12 protein-coding genes and 1 pseudogene are annotated in these 15,178 nt (G+C 34.6%); 11 read left to right on the top strand and 2 right to left on the bottom strand.

Going from position 1 to position 15,178, the window contains the following annotated elements:
* Nucleotides 1-88: 88 nt before the first annotated feature.
* The 10 genes and pseudogenes from EKM01_RS01270 (at nt 89) to EKM01_RS01225 (ending at nt 9,831) form a co-directional block, all read left to right on the top strand.
* The gene (locus EKM01_RS01270) at nt 89-868 is read left to right on the top strand and encodes a patatin-like phospholipase family protein (protein ID WP_126451957.1); all 780 of its coding nucleotides are present in this window, start codon (nt 89-91) and stop codon (nt 866-868) included.
* Nucleotides 869-936: 68 nt separating this feature from the next.
* The gene (gene pyrH / locus EKM01_RS01265) at nt 937-1,644 is read left to right on the top strand and encodes a UMP kinase (protein ID WP_126458007.1); all 708 of its coding nucleotides are present in this window, start codon (nt 937-939) and stop codon (nt 1,642-1,644) included.
* A gap of 70 nt (nt 1,645-1,714) precedes the next feature.
* On the top strand, nt 1,715-2,278 hold the full coding sequence (gene frr, locus EKM01_RS01260) for a ribosome recycling factor (protein WP_126451955.1): 564 nt from the start codon (nt 1,715-1,717) through the stop codon (nt 2,276-2,278).
* Between the two features lie 203 nt (nt 2,279-2,481).
* Nucleotides 2,482-3,657 carry a hypothetical protein gene (locus tag EKM01_RS01255; RefSeq protein WP_126766375.1) on the top strand — a complete coding sequence of 392 codons (1,176 nt, stop codon included), beginning with the start codon at nt 2,482-2,484 and terminating at the stop codon, nt 3,655-3,657.
* Nucleotides 3,658-3,729: 72 nt separating this feature from the next.
* Entirely contained in the window at nt 3,730-4,209 is a 480-nt protein-coding gene (locus EKM01_RS01250) for a hypothetical protein (RefSeq protein WP_126766371.1), read from the top strand.
* 4 nt (nt 4,210-4,213) lie between these two features.
* Complete coding sequence (locus EKM01_RS01245; RefSeq protein WP_126458001.1) at nt 4,214-4,687, top strand: hypothetical protein; 474 nt, start codon at nt 4,214-4,216, stop codon at nt 4,685-4,687.
* A gap of 845 nt (nt 4,688-5,532) precedes the next feature.
* Nucleotides 5,533-5,991, top strand: coding sequence for a hypothetical protein (locus EKM01_RS01240; RefSeq protein ID WP_126457998.1), 459 nt, complete (start codon nt 5,533-5,535; stop codon nt 5,989-5,991).
* A gap of 301 nt (nt 5,992-6,292) precedes the next feature.
* Nucleotides 6,293-6,751: a hypothetical protein gene (locus tag EKM01_RS01235; RefSeq protein WP_126457995.1), complete on the top strand. Its 459-nt coding sequence runs from the start codon at nt 6,293-6,295 to the stop codon at nt 6,749-6,751.
* A 272-nt stretch (nt 6,752-7,023) separates the two neighbouring features.
* Nucleotides 7,024-7,221, top strand: a pseudogene (locus tag EKM01_RS01230) (ribosome recycling factor); the annotation flags it as partial.
* Between the two features lie 111 nt (nt 7,222-7,332).
* Nucleotides 7,333-9,831 carry a DUF5686 family protein gene (locus tag EKM01_RS01225; RefSeq protein WP_126766366.1) on the top strand — a complete coding sequence of 833 codons (2,499 nt, stop codon included), beginning with the start codon at nt 7,333-7,335 and terminating at the stop codon, nt 9,829-9,831.
* On the opposite strand, the gene EKM01_RS01220 is transcribed toward EKM01_RS01225, so the two are convergent.
* Together EKM01_RS01220 and EKM01_RS01215 are read right to left on the bottom strand one after the other, a co-directional pair.
* Nucleotides 9,828-10,157 (bottom strand): multidrug efflux SMR transporter, encoded by a 330-nt coding sequence (locus EKM01_RS01220; RefSeq protein WP_126451953.1) that lies wholly within the window; start codon nt 10,155-10,157, stop codon nt 9,828-9,830. The genes EKM01_RS01225 and EKM01_RS01220 overlap by 4 nt on opposite strands.
* Before the next feature lies 1 nt (nt 10,158).
* Entirely contained in the window at nt 10,159-12,429 is a 2,271-nt protein-coding gene (locus tag EKM01_RS01215) for a cation:proton antiporter (RefSeq protein ID WP_126457986.1), read from the bottom strand.
* 198 nt (nt 12,430-12,627) lie between these two features.
* On the opposite strand from EKM01_RS01215, the gene EKM01_RS01210 reads away from it, so the two are divergent.
* Nucleotides 12,628-15,048, top strand: coding sequence for an RND family transporter (locus EKM01_RS01210; protein WP_126561305.1), 2,421 nt, complete (start codon nt 12,628-12,630; stop codon nt 15,046-15,048).
* Nucleotides 15,049-15,178 lie beyond the last annotated feature (130 nt).

Genomic DNA, 15,178 nt, shown 5'->3' with positions numbered 1-15,178 from the left:
CACAAAGTTAGCATAAAATTGGCCTATAAAGATGACTTATATCAGTTTCAATTCTACAAAAAGTGTATTTTTATCCTAAATTACAAAGATGGATTTAAAAACAAAATCGATAGGATTAGTTCTCTCCGGAGGCGGTTCTAAGGGTATTGCTCATGCTGGCGTGATCAAATTTTTAGAAGAAAAAAACATACGCCCGTCTCAGATAGCGGGTACGAGCGCAGGTGCTATTGTTGGTGCAATGTATGCCTGGGGAAAGACACCGGAGGAAATTCTGGAGTTTTTCAAGTCGATCTATCTTTTTCATTGGAAACATTTGACCTTTAAAAAGGCGGGGTTGATTGATTCAGAATCCTTCAAAAGTTATTTTCATACTATTTTTGGAGAGGCTGTTTTGGGCGATTTAAAAATTCCAATTCAAATTACAGCTACCGATATGGTTCGAGGAAAACTAAAAATATTTGCCCCCGAAACAAAAATTACAGATGCTGTTTTAGCTTCCTCGGCGTTTCCGGGTATTTTGTCCCCTTATGAAATAAAAGGAAGCATTTATAGTGACGGAGGGATCCTAAATCATTTTCCAACAGATATCCTGCAAGGACAATGCGATACCCTGATTGGTGTTTACGTGAGTCCCATTCAAAAAATAGACGCCAAAGATTTGAATACGATCAAAGCGGTAACGACTCGGGCTTTTGATATTCTTTCGGCAAATTCTAATATGCATAAATTTAACATCTGCGACTGGATCATAGAACCAAAGGATTTATGCCTGTACAGTACGTTTGAAACCAACCGAATTAAAATGGATGCCGTATTTAACATTGGCTATGAAGCCGCAAAAAAATCGTACGAAAAACTAAATTTATAAAATTTAAATAACGCATTTTTTAGAAAACAGAATATGTCTATATTTGCACCAATCAACTCAACACACACATGAAATACAAAAGAATTCTTCTTAAACTAAGTGGAGAAGCTTTAATGGGCGACTTGCAATACGGAATTGACCCAAAAAGACTAGCTGAATACGCTGACGAAATTAAACTAATTCATGATAAAGGAGTAGAAATAGCGATTGTAATAGGTGGTGGAAATATTTTTAGAGGAGTTGCCGGAGCCAGCGCAGGAATGGACAGAGTGCAAGGAGATTACATGGGAATGCTGGCCACTGTGATCAACGGAATGGCCTTACAGGGTGCACTGGAAGAAAAAGGAATGAAAACCCGTTTGCAAACGGCGTTAAAAATGGAATCCATTGCGGAACCTTATATCAAAAGAAGAGCAGACCGCCACCTGGAGAAAGGAAGAATTGTAATTTTTGGAGCCGGAACCGGAAATCCTTATTTCACAACAGATACCGCAGCCGTTTTACGGGGTATTGAGATCAATGCTAATGTGATTCTAAAAGGAACTCGCGTGGATGGTGTGTATGATTGTGATCCGGAAAAAAATCCATCTGCCGTGAAATTCGATTTTATTTCCTTTGAAGATGTCCTCAAAAAAGGATTGAACGTAATGGACACAACCGCTTTTACATTAAGCCAGGAAAATAAATTACCAATCGTGGTTTTTGATATGAATAAAGTAGGCAATTTATTAAAAATCTGCGAAGGAGAAAACATAGGAACCGTAGTAAATATATAGTTAATGGTTCCTGGTTATAGCTTTTGGATTGCTCCAAATTTCTAAAACCCAAAACCCAAAACCTAAAAAAATGACTGAAGAAATTGAATTTATATTAGATAGCACCAAGGAATCCATGACCGGTTCTATTGCACATTTAGAAAAAGAATTTTTGAATATTCGTGCCGGAAAAGCATCTCCTGCCATGCTGGGAAGTGTTTTTGTTGATTATTACGGATCGGCAACACCGCTTTCGCAGGTATCAAAAATCAGTGTGCCTGATGCAAGAACAATTACGTTGCAACCTTTTGAAAAAAACATGCTACACGTGATTGAAAAAGCAATTATGGTGGCCAACATTGGTTTTAACCCAATGAATAACGGTGATGTAATTATCATCAGTGTTCCTGCACTAACTGAGGAAAGAAGACGTGATCTTGCCAAACAAGCCAAAGTTGAAGCCGAAGACGCTAAAGTGGGTATCAGAAATGCCAGAAAAGATGCTAACACTGAGATCAAAAAATTAGAAAAAGAAGGAACATCAGAAGACATTTGCAAAAGTGCCGAAGAAGAAGTTCAAAACTTAACCAATAGTTATATCCGTAAAATAGATGAACTTTTAGTGGTTAAAGAAGCTGAAATCATGAAGGTGTAAAACAACCTCAACACCTATTGAAACCCGTCCCGTTAGTATAATTGGACGGGTTTTCTGTTTTTTGTAAATATCACTACAAGTGGGTATTATAATTTATAAAATATTTCTTATTTTTATGAAATATTAACATTTAAAAATTTTATGAAAACAAACAAACAAACAAACAGCTAAAAAACTATTTATGCAGGACAACTATCCTTGGCTTGGTTTTAATTTTACTTAGTTGTTGTGAAGATTTATATGAGGAAAATATTGATTCTTCAATTGGCAAAGCAACTATTACTGAAATGAAATTTGAAGAGCTTTTGGCAAAAGATTCTAAATTTAAAGACTTAGTTGAAAAAGTAGGTGGAAATTTGATTACAAAAAAAAATGCATTCAAAAAACAAAACGATTTTATCATCACTAACGACAATGTAAAAAAAATTAAATTAAATAATATTATTTCTTATACAATGGCAATAAAAAGAAACAATGCTACTGATAATTTAAGTTTTGAAAATTTAGTTATACAAGAAGAAATTAATACTAATTCAAGAGCATACATTTTAAAATATATACCTAATAATATTATATTATCAGAAGGTCAATTATTGAATTTTGAAGGTGAAATTCAAATGAATCGTTTAGAAAAAGCACCTAAATTTAATAACAACAAACCACAGAACCGAACCACAGAATCAGAATGTTTCGTATATGTAGAACAATTATGGTGTTCAGCACCTTATCAAGGTAGTACACAACATCATTTACCCGGTACGTCGTGTCAAGTTTCAACCCTCTATATAAGAACAGTTAAAGTATTAACACCTGATGCATGTGGTAGTACTGGTGGTGGAACAAGTGGTTCAACAGGAAGTGATGGTGGTTTTGGTGATCCCTACGGTACAGGAGGTGGTGGCGGCTACGACAATAGTGATTATCCAACAAAGGATACATATACGGAGAATTATCAACAATATATTACAATCCCTATATTGACTGCAGAAAATAGTTTTGATATAAAGAATACTGTGATTTTTAATAACAGTCTTTCTTTTCAGCAGCAACAATGGGCTATTGACAATCCTAATTCATACAATCAAATTATCCAATATCAAATAGACAACAAATGGAGCGATGAAAGTAAAGAATTTTCCTTACAAATAATAACACCATTAAGTGGAGACTCTTCATTAAAAATTGACATTGAGTCTTCTTTTAAATCACCAATGAATATTGATTGTTCAAGTATTCCCTATGATACTACAAAACCCGAAAATCAGAAGTTCAATGAATTATTCGATGCATTAAAAACGTCTGCTGAATTTAAAAAACTGTTTTTAGATATTTTCCACGATAGTAAACGATTTAATGTTAAATTTGAGATAGTCGATTGAGTATATGAAGACAATGATACTTCTAAACCAGAAGCTAATGCCACCACAAGTGAAGATCCTGTTACCAAAAATTTGACGATAAAAATTAGTAAACAATTACTTATTGCAGGAACAACAAGATCCCAAACCAATATTGAAAATGCAAAAACAATATTACACGAATGCATTCATGCTTATCTTTTTTCAAAAGCAGCTAATCCTACCGTTGGTGCAAATTTTGTTACAATTTTAAACACCATGTATCCTACTCCTAACGAACAGCACGATTTTATGTACGGCAAAATGATTCCTACAATGCAAAAAGTTCTAGGAGAAATAAGAGATTTGGTAACGACCGGACCGAAAAGAACTATCCTAGAAGCGTATACAATGCATCCGACAACAAATCCAATGACTTCTACTAGTTTTAATTGGCTAGACTTTTATAAATATATAAGTTTAAGTGGACTAAATGAAACAAGTTGTTTTAAAGTTGATTTTCCTAAAGACACTGATGCACAATCCCTCTTAAATCAATATATTAACGCAGGAAAAATAGAATTAGATAGATAGAAATATGAAAAACTTATACATAATGCTTTTGTTCGTTTCTGGTATTACTTATTGCCAAAACATTTCTTTAATCAAAAACTTAGATACAATATATGTAGACTTCAAAGAAAGCGCTACGCAAATTAAGACCGTTCTACCTAAAGATAATCCAGGGTTTAAGAGATGGTATATTATAAAATTTAAAGAAAAAAACAAGGATGAATATTTACAATTTAATGTAAGTGATTACCCCTCAACTACAAGAAGAGAAATAGGTGACAAATCAGATTTTAGATTTATCAAAAAATCGTATTTAAGGAAAAACAAGAAAAGGATAATTTCAGTAAATTTTTTTAAAAAATATGGCGTTTTCAAGAGCTATTATGAAGCGTTTGAAAAATGTAAAGTAATATACATAATTGACAGATCAGAGGAGAAAAATGGACAAATTCCTATTTATGAAGTGTCAATATCAAGTTCATATATGATGGGAGAGTAAAATTAGTGCTATTGTTACTAAAGCAAAACATTGACTGCAAAAGAACCTTGCTCATAAACCAAATCATCATATCATGAGACCTTACTTATTGCTAGTGCTACTGTTTTCTATAAAAGTGTTTAGCCAAAACTATAATTCTCTCAAAGAGTCCGAAACTATTTATATTGAATTCAAAGGAAAAAACAACGAAAAAAAATACGCTATTGATACTAGAATTCAACCAAATAATTTTGATGAGAGGGCGCTTACAATTTTGTTTTACCCGCAAAGTTCGGGCTTTACTTTCAACACCCAAAGTTTAAAAATTGAAAAAAAAAGAAGCAAATATTGTCTCTGAAGTTAGGAAAGTAAATAAATCATTTTAAAAAAAATAAAAAACATATAATTGGAATAAATTTTAAAAAAAAATATGAGCAGAATGACATTATATGTCAGTTGTTTACACAAAAAAAGTATTTTATATTATTGATTTTACCGTAAAGAAAAAAGTCAATGTTCTCTTATATGAAGTTAATTCGATGAATGTTTGTCCGGTGTTGGAATAATAAAATACGTTGATGCAAAACATTTTCCCGCTGCTTGAGCGAGCGTCCCGCTCGTAATTCCTATTAAGGATTAATATAATTTTGGTATGTGGTAGTGTTTTAAAATTAAAGTATGTGACAATATAGATTGTGTTCACGAGCGGGACGCTCGCGCGAGCTGGGAATTTAAGCTTAAACGGATTGAATGAAACAAGCGGTTTTAAAAAGATCTTCCTAACCCATCAGATGCTCTTAGGTTACACCAAAATTATATTGATGCTGGTAAAACTGAATTAGACCGCTAACTTAAAGTTTATTAATATGAAAAAATTAGCCTTTTTAATTATATTTTTTTGCTGTTCTCATAGTTATGCACAAGATATTGAGTATATCAAAAAACTTGATACTGTTTACGTAAAGTTTAAAAAATCTGTTAATCAGACGAAAGAGGGTTCGGCAGATTATCGTTTTTATACAATTACACTTGATAAAAGTCAAGACGAAGGTTCTTTATATTTTACTAAACCTGATTTTAAAGATAATTCAACAGAGACGGCCAAAAAATATTCGCCTAGATTCGAAAAGAAATCTTTTCTGAAGAAGCATAAAAACAATATTGTTGGAATAGATTTTTTTCAAAAATACGGTATAAAAAAAAGCAGATACGATGCTTTTTCTGTAAATAGTGTAATTTACATCATCGATTGTGATGAACGAAAAAAAGACAAAATTTCTTTGTATAGAGTTTCAATGTCGAGTTCTTATCGTATGGGAGAATAAGTATTAAAGCAGTTTTAGAGTATTTCTAAAGCTGCCTTTTTTATAAATTATGCTTGACCGCTCGGATATATAAAAAAACATAAGTGTAATTCCCTTTCAAATCTTATAAAAAAACCCACGCTGCCGGGAGTTTCCCCGCTGCTGGAGCGAGCGTCCCGATCTTGATGCCTGCTGTAGATTAATATAATTTTGGTTTGTGGTAGTGTTTTAAAATTAAAGTATGTGACAATATAGATTGTGTTCACGAGCGGGACGCTCGCGCAAGCAGGGAATTAGATCGATAATTAAAATTAAATCTATTATGAAAACAGCAATTTTTTTATTTCTTATGATTAATTACGGATATTGTCAAGATATTGAACATACGAAAAATCTTGATACTATTTACGTTAAATTCAAAGAAGACAAGTTTCAAAAAAGAATGATACATACTTCAAATTATCGTGAATATTTCTTTTATTTAGTTAAAAATAAAGACAGTGATTATCTTAATTTCACTAAACCAGACCGCAAAAATTCTTTAACTGAGAAAGGCAATACTCGAACAGATACAAGAACAGAAAACAAATCATTTTTAGAGAAACACAAAACAGATATTATAGGAATTGATTTCTTTGAAAAATATGGAATTATAAAAAGTACTTATGATGCTTTTGAAAAATGCAAAGTAATTTATATTATCGATTGCGATGAACAGAAAAAAGGTAAAATTATGTTGTACAGAGTTTTAATGTCGAGTTCTTATCGTATGGGAGAATAAGTATTAAAGCAGTTTTAGAGTATTTCTAAAGCTGCCTTTTTTATAAATTATGCTTGACCGCTCGGATATTTAAAAAAAACATAAGTGTAATTCCCTTTCAAATCTTATAAAAAAACCCACGCTGCCGGGAGTTTCCCCGCTGCTGGAGCGAGCGTCCCGATCTTGATGCCTGCAGTAGATTAATATAATTTTGGTTTGTGGTAGTGTTTTAAAATTAAAGTATGTGACAATATAGATTGTGTTCACGAGCGGGACGCTCGCGCAAGCAGGAGAAAGCCGAAGACGCTAAAGTGGGTATCAGAAATGCCAGAAAAGATGCTAACACTGAGATCAAAAAATTAGAAAAAGACGGAACATCAGAAGACATTTGCAAAAGTGCCGAAGAAGAAGTTCAAAACTTAACCAATAGTTATTTCCGCAAAATAGATGAACTTTTAGTGGTTAAAGAAGCTGAAATCATGAAAGTGTAATTCCTTTTCAAATCCTATTAAAAATCCGTTCGCTTAGGGGAACGGATTTTTTTATTGTTACTTTTGCGATACCAAAATGAGATTATACCCGTTTTGCAGTAAACCCTATTTATGAAGCAATTGTGTGTGTTCTTCTTTTTTTTAACGCTTTCGCTACAGGCGCAGTTTCAAGTCAATGGAATTGTGAAAGAGTCTACAACCAATAAACCATTGCCTTTTGCCACGATTACTACAACTGACGGTATAAACTCCATCTCTGATGTCGATGGGAAGTTTAGTATCGTTACTCCAATTCCCTTTACAGCCTTTGATGTTTCATATATTGGTTTCACCAAAGCCAGAATTACCCTTGAAAAAAACAAAAATTATTATGTGGTCATGCTATCTCAAAAAACAGATGATTTGAATGAAGTGGTGGTTCCAGGCGAAAACCCGGCTTTGGCAATTATCCGAAAGGCGATCGATAATAAAGACAACAATAATCCCCAAAAAAAACTCTACAGTTTCGAGTTTAAATCCTATAATAAACTCATTGTAAGCGCAAATCCTGACTCTATTGACGGAAGAATCGATTCTGTTTTTGTTCAAAAATCAAGGGGCGATCAGTTTTCAAAAATTGACTCTTCCGAGTATAAGTTTAAAGATATCGTACGTCAGCAACATCTGTTTCAGACTGAAAAAGTGTCACAATATCAATTTGCTAATAGCACATTAAAAGAAACTATATTAGGCACCAAAATGGCGGGTTTCAAGCAACCTGTTTATGAAATCATTGCATTTAATTTGCAGTCCTTCTCTATTTACGATTCCGGTTACGAACTTTTTGAGACCAAGTACAACAGTCCCATTGCTAATGATGCCCTAAAAGATTACAACTACAAACTCTTGGATTCCCTGATCATTGACGGCAGAAACACCTACATGATTTACTTCAAGAACAAGAAAAAAAGAAGAGCGTCAGGACTGGAAGGCGTACTTTATATTGACCAAAATAATTTTGCTGTCGCCAAAGCGGTAATGCGCATAAAAGGCGTTCTTGACATTAGTGGAATTCATAACTTTAAGTACATTCCCAGTGAAAAATTATGGTTTCCAACGGACAAAACCTTTAAAATTGTAAAGGGCAAAAATGATGACGATATAAAAATCCTTGGCGGAACGATTCAATTTGATGGTGATGTAGAAAACGATTTTAAAGAACGAAAAAAAACAGCCTCGGATTTCACCTATTTATTATCGCAAACCAACAATTTTGAAATCCAGTATAACATACCGATCCAAATAAAAAAATCAGCCGTCACTATCGAAATCAAAGACGATGCAGTTAATAAACCAGAAGCTTTTTGGGACACCTACAGAAAAGACAGCTTAGACAGCCGAAGCAAAAAGACCTATCTAGCACTCGACAGTATTTCGATCAAAAAAAGAATTGAAAGCCGCCTCCGTTTTGGCAGGAAAATTATCAACGGGTATTTACCTATAGGAAAATTCGATTTAGACTTACGAAAATTGTTTAGCTATAATAACTACGAAGGATTTAGATTGGGAATTGGGGGCACTACAAACGAACGATTTTCAAAAAATTTCAGAGTCGAAGGCTACACCGCTTACGGAACAAAAGATGATGATTTTAAGTATAACTTAGGCATCGCAGCGCGTGTAGGGAAATTTACTAATTCCTGGATAGGAGTTTCCTATACGGATGATCTTCGAGAAATTGCCAGTACCGTATTTGCAATTGACAAAAAGCCTTTTAAAATTTATGATCCCAGACCAATAAACATCAGTACTTTTTATAATTATGTAACTTGGAAAACATTTATAGAGACTAAAATCATTCCAAAAACCGAAAGTTTGTGGGAACTCTCAAGAACGACTGTGGCACCACAATTCAATTATATTTTCAATTTAAACGGAAAATTATATCCTAATTACGTGATGACTACTGCGATGGTTTCTTTTCGCTGGAATCCATTTAGTGATTATATGCAAACGCCTACGGGACGAATTGAGGTTGAAAAACGTTTTCCTAAATTTACGTTTCAATACACCCAATCACTCCCCAAAATCTGGCAAAATGATTTTGAGTTCAGCAAAATAGATTTTAAAACCGAGTATGAAAAAAAATATTTGAACGGTCAAAAAACAAGCTTGCTTTTCGAGGCAGGATATTCTTTTGGCGCAATACCCTTAACTCATTTGTACAACACCTCGCCTAATAATATTACCAAAGAAACTATCATTCAAAGGATCACTTTTTCAGGCAAAAACAGTTTTGAAACCATGTTTTTCAATGAGTTTTTCTCCAGTCAATATGCCTATTTTCAATTCAAGCACGGGTTTAGCCGTGTCACATTATTCAAAAAAATAAAACCGTCTTTAGTCATTGTATCCCGCGTGGCTTGGGGTAATTTACAAAACCCGGAGCAGCACATCGGACTGGATTATAAGACACTGAACAAAGGGTATTTCGAATCGGGAATCGAACTGAATCAAATTTACAAAGGACTTGGATTAGGTGGGTTTTACCGGTATGGACCCAATCAGTTGAGTAAATTTCAAGATAATATTGCTGTCAAAATAAGCTTCGTCCTCAATATAGGCCTTTAGTGACTCGACACAAATTTTAATCCTATAATAGAACTGATCAAAGTAGTGATGAAAAATATTCTCCAAAAATCAGCTGGTTCTTTAAACACAAAAATTCCAACCAATACGGTTCCCACTGCTCCTATTCCAGTCCAAACCGCGTATGCGGTGCCTATAGGCAAAGTGAGTGTGGCTTTGTAAAGTAATCCCATGCTTATTGCCAGACAAATCAAGAATCCACACAACCAGAATGTAGCTGTCATTCCGGAACTTTCCTTGGCTTTGCCCAAGCAAGTGGCAAAACCCACTTCAAAAAGACCTCCTAAAATTAATAAAATCCAGTTCATATTATTGTTTTAAAATTAATACCGAAGGAACGCCGCTCAGCCAAGTGCTTCTGGAGTCCACCAAGTCTTTCCAACTTTCAAGACTGACTACCATTAAATCCTGCTGATCTAAAAATTCCTTTTTAATGATTTTATCGGTTATCAAACCAATGTTATTTGGGTATTTTTGCTCCAAAGAATCAATAGCGCTCTTCATGACAAAATTAGTCGTAAGATGCCCATTTACATCCAAAAGAATAATTTTAGAATTGTTGTTGTAAATTAATTTTTGCACATAATCAATCAAAAAAGAGTCTTCAGGGCTAAAAATTGGAATAAAAATATGGTTTACGTGCTGTAAATCTTTATCGATCAAAATCCCTATTGGCATCTTGGTTTTAGAAATAATCTGTCTGGTTCTTTCATCAAAGGGCGAGTTTTCAAACAAGCCTTCTTTGCCGGTAAACTTATCAATCAAACGATCCGGATTGATGATCCGTGTGGTAAAGCCAATTACTTTTCCAAGAATAGTCCCTTCAAAAATAGATTTCCCTAGACCTATCAATAACAAGTCATAGTCGCCTTGATTGGCTACATCGGCAATTTCAGTTTCAATATCCATCGTTGCTTTAAAAATCGTGGTGATGTCCTGTTTCAGGAGATGGGATTCTTCAACAATAGGATAAAAACTATTTTTTTCTTTGTCTTCCATGTTAAAAGTATGTACCTCATCACTTAAAGACAAATGCATGACGGTAACACTGGAAGTGTTTTTCTGTTTTTTTATCAAACTATTGGCCAATCGAAGCAACGATTTTCCTTTTTCATTGTTTCCAAATGAAATTAAAATTCGGTATTTGTTATCATTTGATGGTTCCAAAATCTCAACCCCATCTTTAGTTTTAAAAATATAATTGATGAGATCTAAGGCCGGACCTGTCATAAAAGTAGTGACCAAAGCCATAATGACCATCATGGTAAAGACTTCAGGAGTCAACACTTTAAGCTCCAACCCGATGTTTAACACAATCAATTCCATCAAACCTCTGGTATTCATCAAAGCGCCAATTGTCAAACTATCCCGCCAACTTTGCCCTATAAATCTGGCGGCCAATGCACTCCCCAAAAATTTTCCTACTACCGCTACCAGAATAATAAAACCGGTCACTTTCCACAAATACGGATCATTGATCAGCCCAATTTCAGTTTTCAAACCTGTGAATACAAAAAATAAAGGCAGTAAAAGAATCAACGCCACATCCTCTACTTTTTCTATAAATATGGTCCTGAATTTTGGAACATCTGGCATAATGGCTCCCGCCATAAACGCTCCAAATAAAGCATGAATACCGATAACCTCAGTAGCATACGAGGAAATAATAAGTACCAGAAAAAAGATCGCCACAACTGGTTTTATAATACTGTCTTTGGAACCATATAAATCCCCAATTCTTTTTAGAAATGGTTTTACAATAAAAATCATAGCTACAACATAAAGTACCGCCAACATAATAATGTATAAGGAACTCACGAACGTTCCTGCTTTCACGATCGCAATGACCACTGCCAGAATACACCAAGCCGTAATATCATCAGCAGCAGCACATGTAATAACAATAGCGCCTAACTTTGTTTTATGAATTCCTCGTTCCTGAACGATTCTGGCCAGAACTGGAAAAGCAGTGATACTCAACGCAATTCCCATAAACAAACTGAAAGAAAGGAACTTAACTCCTTCAGGAGCAAATCGATTGTACACAAAATAAGCCAGACCAATCCCGAGAGTAAAGGGAATGACGATGCTCGCATGACTGATTACCACGGCTTCATTTGCTTTGTTCTTCAGCACTTTTAAATCGAGTTCCATCCCTATCACGAACATAAAAAGAATCAGTCCTATCTGACTCAAAAACTTTAAGTTTCCTAACGATTCAACAGGAAATAAAGCAATTGAAAATTCCGGAAAATACAATCCCAGTAAGGATGGTCCTAGAACAATACCCGCAATAATTTCCCCAATTACTGAAGGCTGACCAATTTTCTTGAAAATCCAGCCAAAAACACGAGCAACTAGAATAATCGTAATAATTTGCGCCAAAAGGATAGCCAAAGGATCTTGGAAGTTATGCTGAATCGACGCTAAAAAATCACTCCAGGAACCGTTTCCACTTTCTGGTGTCACTATCGTTTCTGCAACTTCTAAATGCTTCCCTTTAGTTATAATCCAATACATTAGTGCTATAAAACCGCCAGTAACACTTAAATAAAATAGTGTGTTTTTATAATTCTTCATATTTGTTTTTATATGGACTTTCCCAACTTTAAAGAAACAAAGATGAGAAATTCAAATGTATAATTTATATGCCACAAAATTATTTTATTGTAAAATAAAAAAAGGGTATAATTAGCCCGGTAAAACAACAAAAAGTTTCTTTTAAAATAAATGATTTATAGTGGTTTTGACTACCTTTACCGCCTTTAATATTGACTTATGATTAAGTGGTTTAGTTTAGGATTTTGGGAATTAATAGCGCGAATTGTCCTCAGAAATAGAATTTTGATGTTATCCATTATTGTTGTGATAACAGCGCTTTTAGCACTACAATGGAAAAATATCCATTTCACTTTTACCGAAGCCAATTTATTACCAGATGACAATATTGTAAATATTGAGTACAACGCTTTTCTAAATAAATTTGGCGAAGAGGGAAATCTAGTCATCATCGGTGTAAAAGATAACTCCATATTTACCCCAAAAGCCTATGCTTCCTGGAGCAAAATGATGAATACGCTGAAAGAAGACAAAGCGGTAGATTTAGTAATTTCGTTAAATGACTTAAAGAAATTACAAAAAAATGATTCGCTGCAAACCTTTGAACTCGTTCCTTTTGTGGACCAAAGCAAAACTCTTGATCCGGCATATCTTCAAAAGATCAAAAAAGAACTATTCAATGATTTGCCTTTTTACGAAGGATTACTTTTCAACAAAAGATCGGGAAGCATTCGCTCTGCCGTATACATGGATAAAAAAATTGTAAACACAGCAGCCCGAAAAGATTTTATTCTGGATAAATTAGTTCCCGCAGTCGAAACATTCGAAAAAGAAACCGGAATCGACCTGCGCGTTTCAGGCATGCCTTACATCCGGACGCTAAACGCAAAAACCATCACCGATGAAATAAGTATCTTCATTGGAGCTTCACTATTAGTTACTTCACTGCTTTTCTTTTTCTTTTTTAGAAGTTTTAGGGCGACGTTAATATCAATGGTAATTGTCATTATTGGGGTAATGTGGTCTTTTGGATTTTTAGGATTACTGAACTACGAAATCACTGTTTTGACCGCTTTAGTTCCGTCATTAATCATCGTAATCGGAATTCCGAATTGTATTTTCCTGACCAATAAATACCATCAGGAATATAAAATTCACCACAATAAAGCCAAAGCATTACAGCGTGTCACTACCAAAGTAGGAATGGCAACCTTGATGACGAATCTCACCACGGCCATAGGTTTTGCTACGTTTGTGGCTTCTAATAATCAATTGTTACTGGAATTTGGCGTCGTGACTTCTATCAATATTATGGCACTTTTCTTTTTATGCATCATTGTCATCCCTATTTTTCACAGTTATATTCCGGCTCCGAAAGAGCGCCACATCGAACACCTAGACCGCAATTATGTGAAGGTTTTTATGGATTGGATTCTGAGAAACGTAAAATACAATCGCTTTTCAATTTATGTCGTTTCTGTTATTCTTTTAGTAATTAGCATTGTAGGCATCTACGAAATGCGCATTTCCGGTAGTTTAATTGAAGACATGCCTAAAAAAGAAGCCTTTTTTGAAGACATTGTTTTCTTCGAAAAAGAATTTGATGGAGTGATGCCCCTCGAAATCATGATTGACACCAAACGCAAAAAAGGAGTTATGAAATTGTCTACGCTTAGGCGAATGGAAGAACTGGAGGAAACCATTGATGAAATTCCGGAATTGTCAAAACCCATTTCTATTGTGAATTTAATTAAATATTCCAAACAAGCGTATTATAACGGAAACCCAGACTATTATGAATTGCCAACGTCACAGGAACAGTCGTTTATTTTGTCGTATGCTAAAAATGCTACAAAAAACTCGAAAGATAATCTGATGAAAAGCTATGTAGATTCCACTGGACAATTTGCCCGAATCACGACTTTTATGCGCGATGAAAATGGCGATAATATTGCCAAAATTGAAGCTGAAATTCGTAAGAAAGCTGATAAAATTTTCCCGCCAGATCAATATAAAGTCACCATCACCGGAAAAGCTTTAGTTTTCCAAAAAGGAACCGGTTACCTACTGGACAACTTACTTTCGTCGCTGGCTTTCGCCTTTTTCCTGACCGCACTTTTGATTGGTTTTATGTTCCGTTCGTTCAAAATGGTGTTGGTTTCTATCATTCCTAATTTATTGCCGCTAATGCTAACCGCAGGAATCATGGGCTTTCTGGACATTCCGCTGAAACCGTCGACGATATTGGTTTTCGGAATTGCGTTTGGTCTTTCGGTGGATGACACCGTAAGATTTCTGTCGCAATACCGCGAGGAATTAAAGAAAAATAACTGGAAAATTCGCAAATCCGTTTACGCCACATTTACGGATGCCGGCCTGAGCATGTTTTATACTTCTATCGTGTTGTTCTTTGGATTTTCGGTGTTTATGTTGTCCAGTTTTGGGGGAACAATAGCACTTGGCGGATTGATTTCGCTAACATTATTATTCGGAATGCTATCCAATTTGATGTTGTTGCCAGCTTTAGTCTTGACCTTGAATAAAACTTTGGCCAACGAACAAGATTTTATCGAACCCAAAATTGACATCATCGAACCAAGTGATGCCGAGATTGATGATTTAGAGCAAAAAAATAAGTAAAGTTTATATACACTGTACTTGAATATTATTTTATATTATTCAAAGTAATATCGTACTTTAACTCCCAGAAAGGTATCGTAAGAATACCGTTTATCTGGCAATCGATACTAATTTAAATTAATACAATGCG

The organism is Flavobacterium sp. RSP46 (genome assembly GCF_003984825.1).
Lineage (GTDB): Bacteria > Bacteroidota > Bacteroidia > Flavobacteriales > Flavobacteriaceae > Flavobacterium.
This window is presented reverse-complemented; position numbering and strand designations above follow the sequence as displayed.

Bases quoted from the DNA above. Each gene is read 5' to 3' on its own strand.
- EKM01_RS01270 (WP_126451957.1), top strand. From the start codon at position 89: ATGGATTTAAAAACAAAATCGATAGGATTAGTTCTCTCCGGAGGCGGT.
- pyrH (WP_126458007.1), top strand. From the start codon at position 937: ATGAAATACAAAAGAATTCTTCTTAAACTAAGTGGAGAAGCTTTAATG.
- frr (WP_126451955.1), top strand. From the start codon at position 1,715: ATGACTGAAGAAATTGAATTTATATTAGATAGCACCAAGGAATCCATG.
- EKM01_RS01245 (WP_126458001.1), top strand. From the start codon at position 4,214: ATGAAAAACTTATACATAATGCTTTTGTTCGTTTCTGGTATTACTTAT.
- EKM01_RS01240 (WP_126457998.1), top strand. From the start codon at position 5,533: ATGAAAAAATTAGCCTTTTTAATTATATTTTTTTGCTGTTCTCATAGT.
- EKM01_RS01235 (WP_126457995.1), top strand. From the start codon at position 6,293: ATGAAAACAGCAATTTTTTTATTTCTTATGATTAATTACGGATATTGT.
- EKM01_RS01225 (WP_126766366.1), top strand. From the start codon at position 7,333: ATGAAGCAATTGTGTGTGTTCTTCTTTTTTTTAACGCTTTCGCTACAG.
- EKM01_RS01220 (WP_126451953.1), bottom strand. From the start codon at position 10,157: ATGAACTGGATTTTATTAATTTTAGGAGGTCTTTTTGAAGTGGGTTTT.
- EKM01_RS01215 (WP_126457986.1), bottom strand. From the start codon at position 12,429: ATGAAGAATTATAAAAACACACTATTTTATTTAAGTGTTACTGGCGGT.
- EKM01_RS01210 (WP_126561305.1), top strand. From the start codon at position 12,628: ATGATTAAGTGGTTTAGTTTAGGATTTTGGGAATTAATAGCGCGAATT.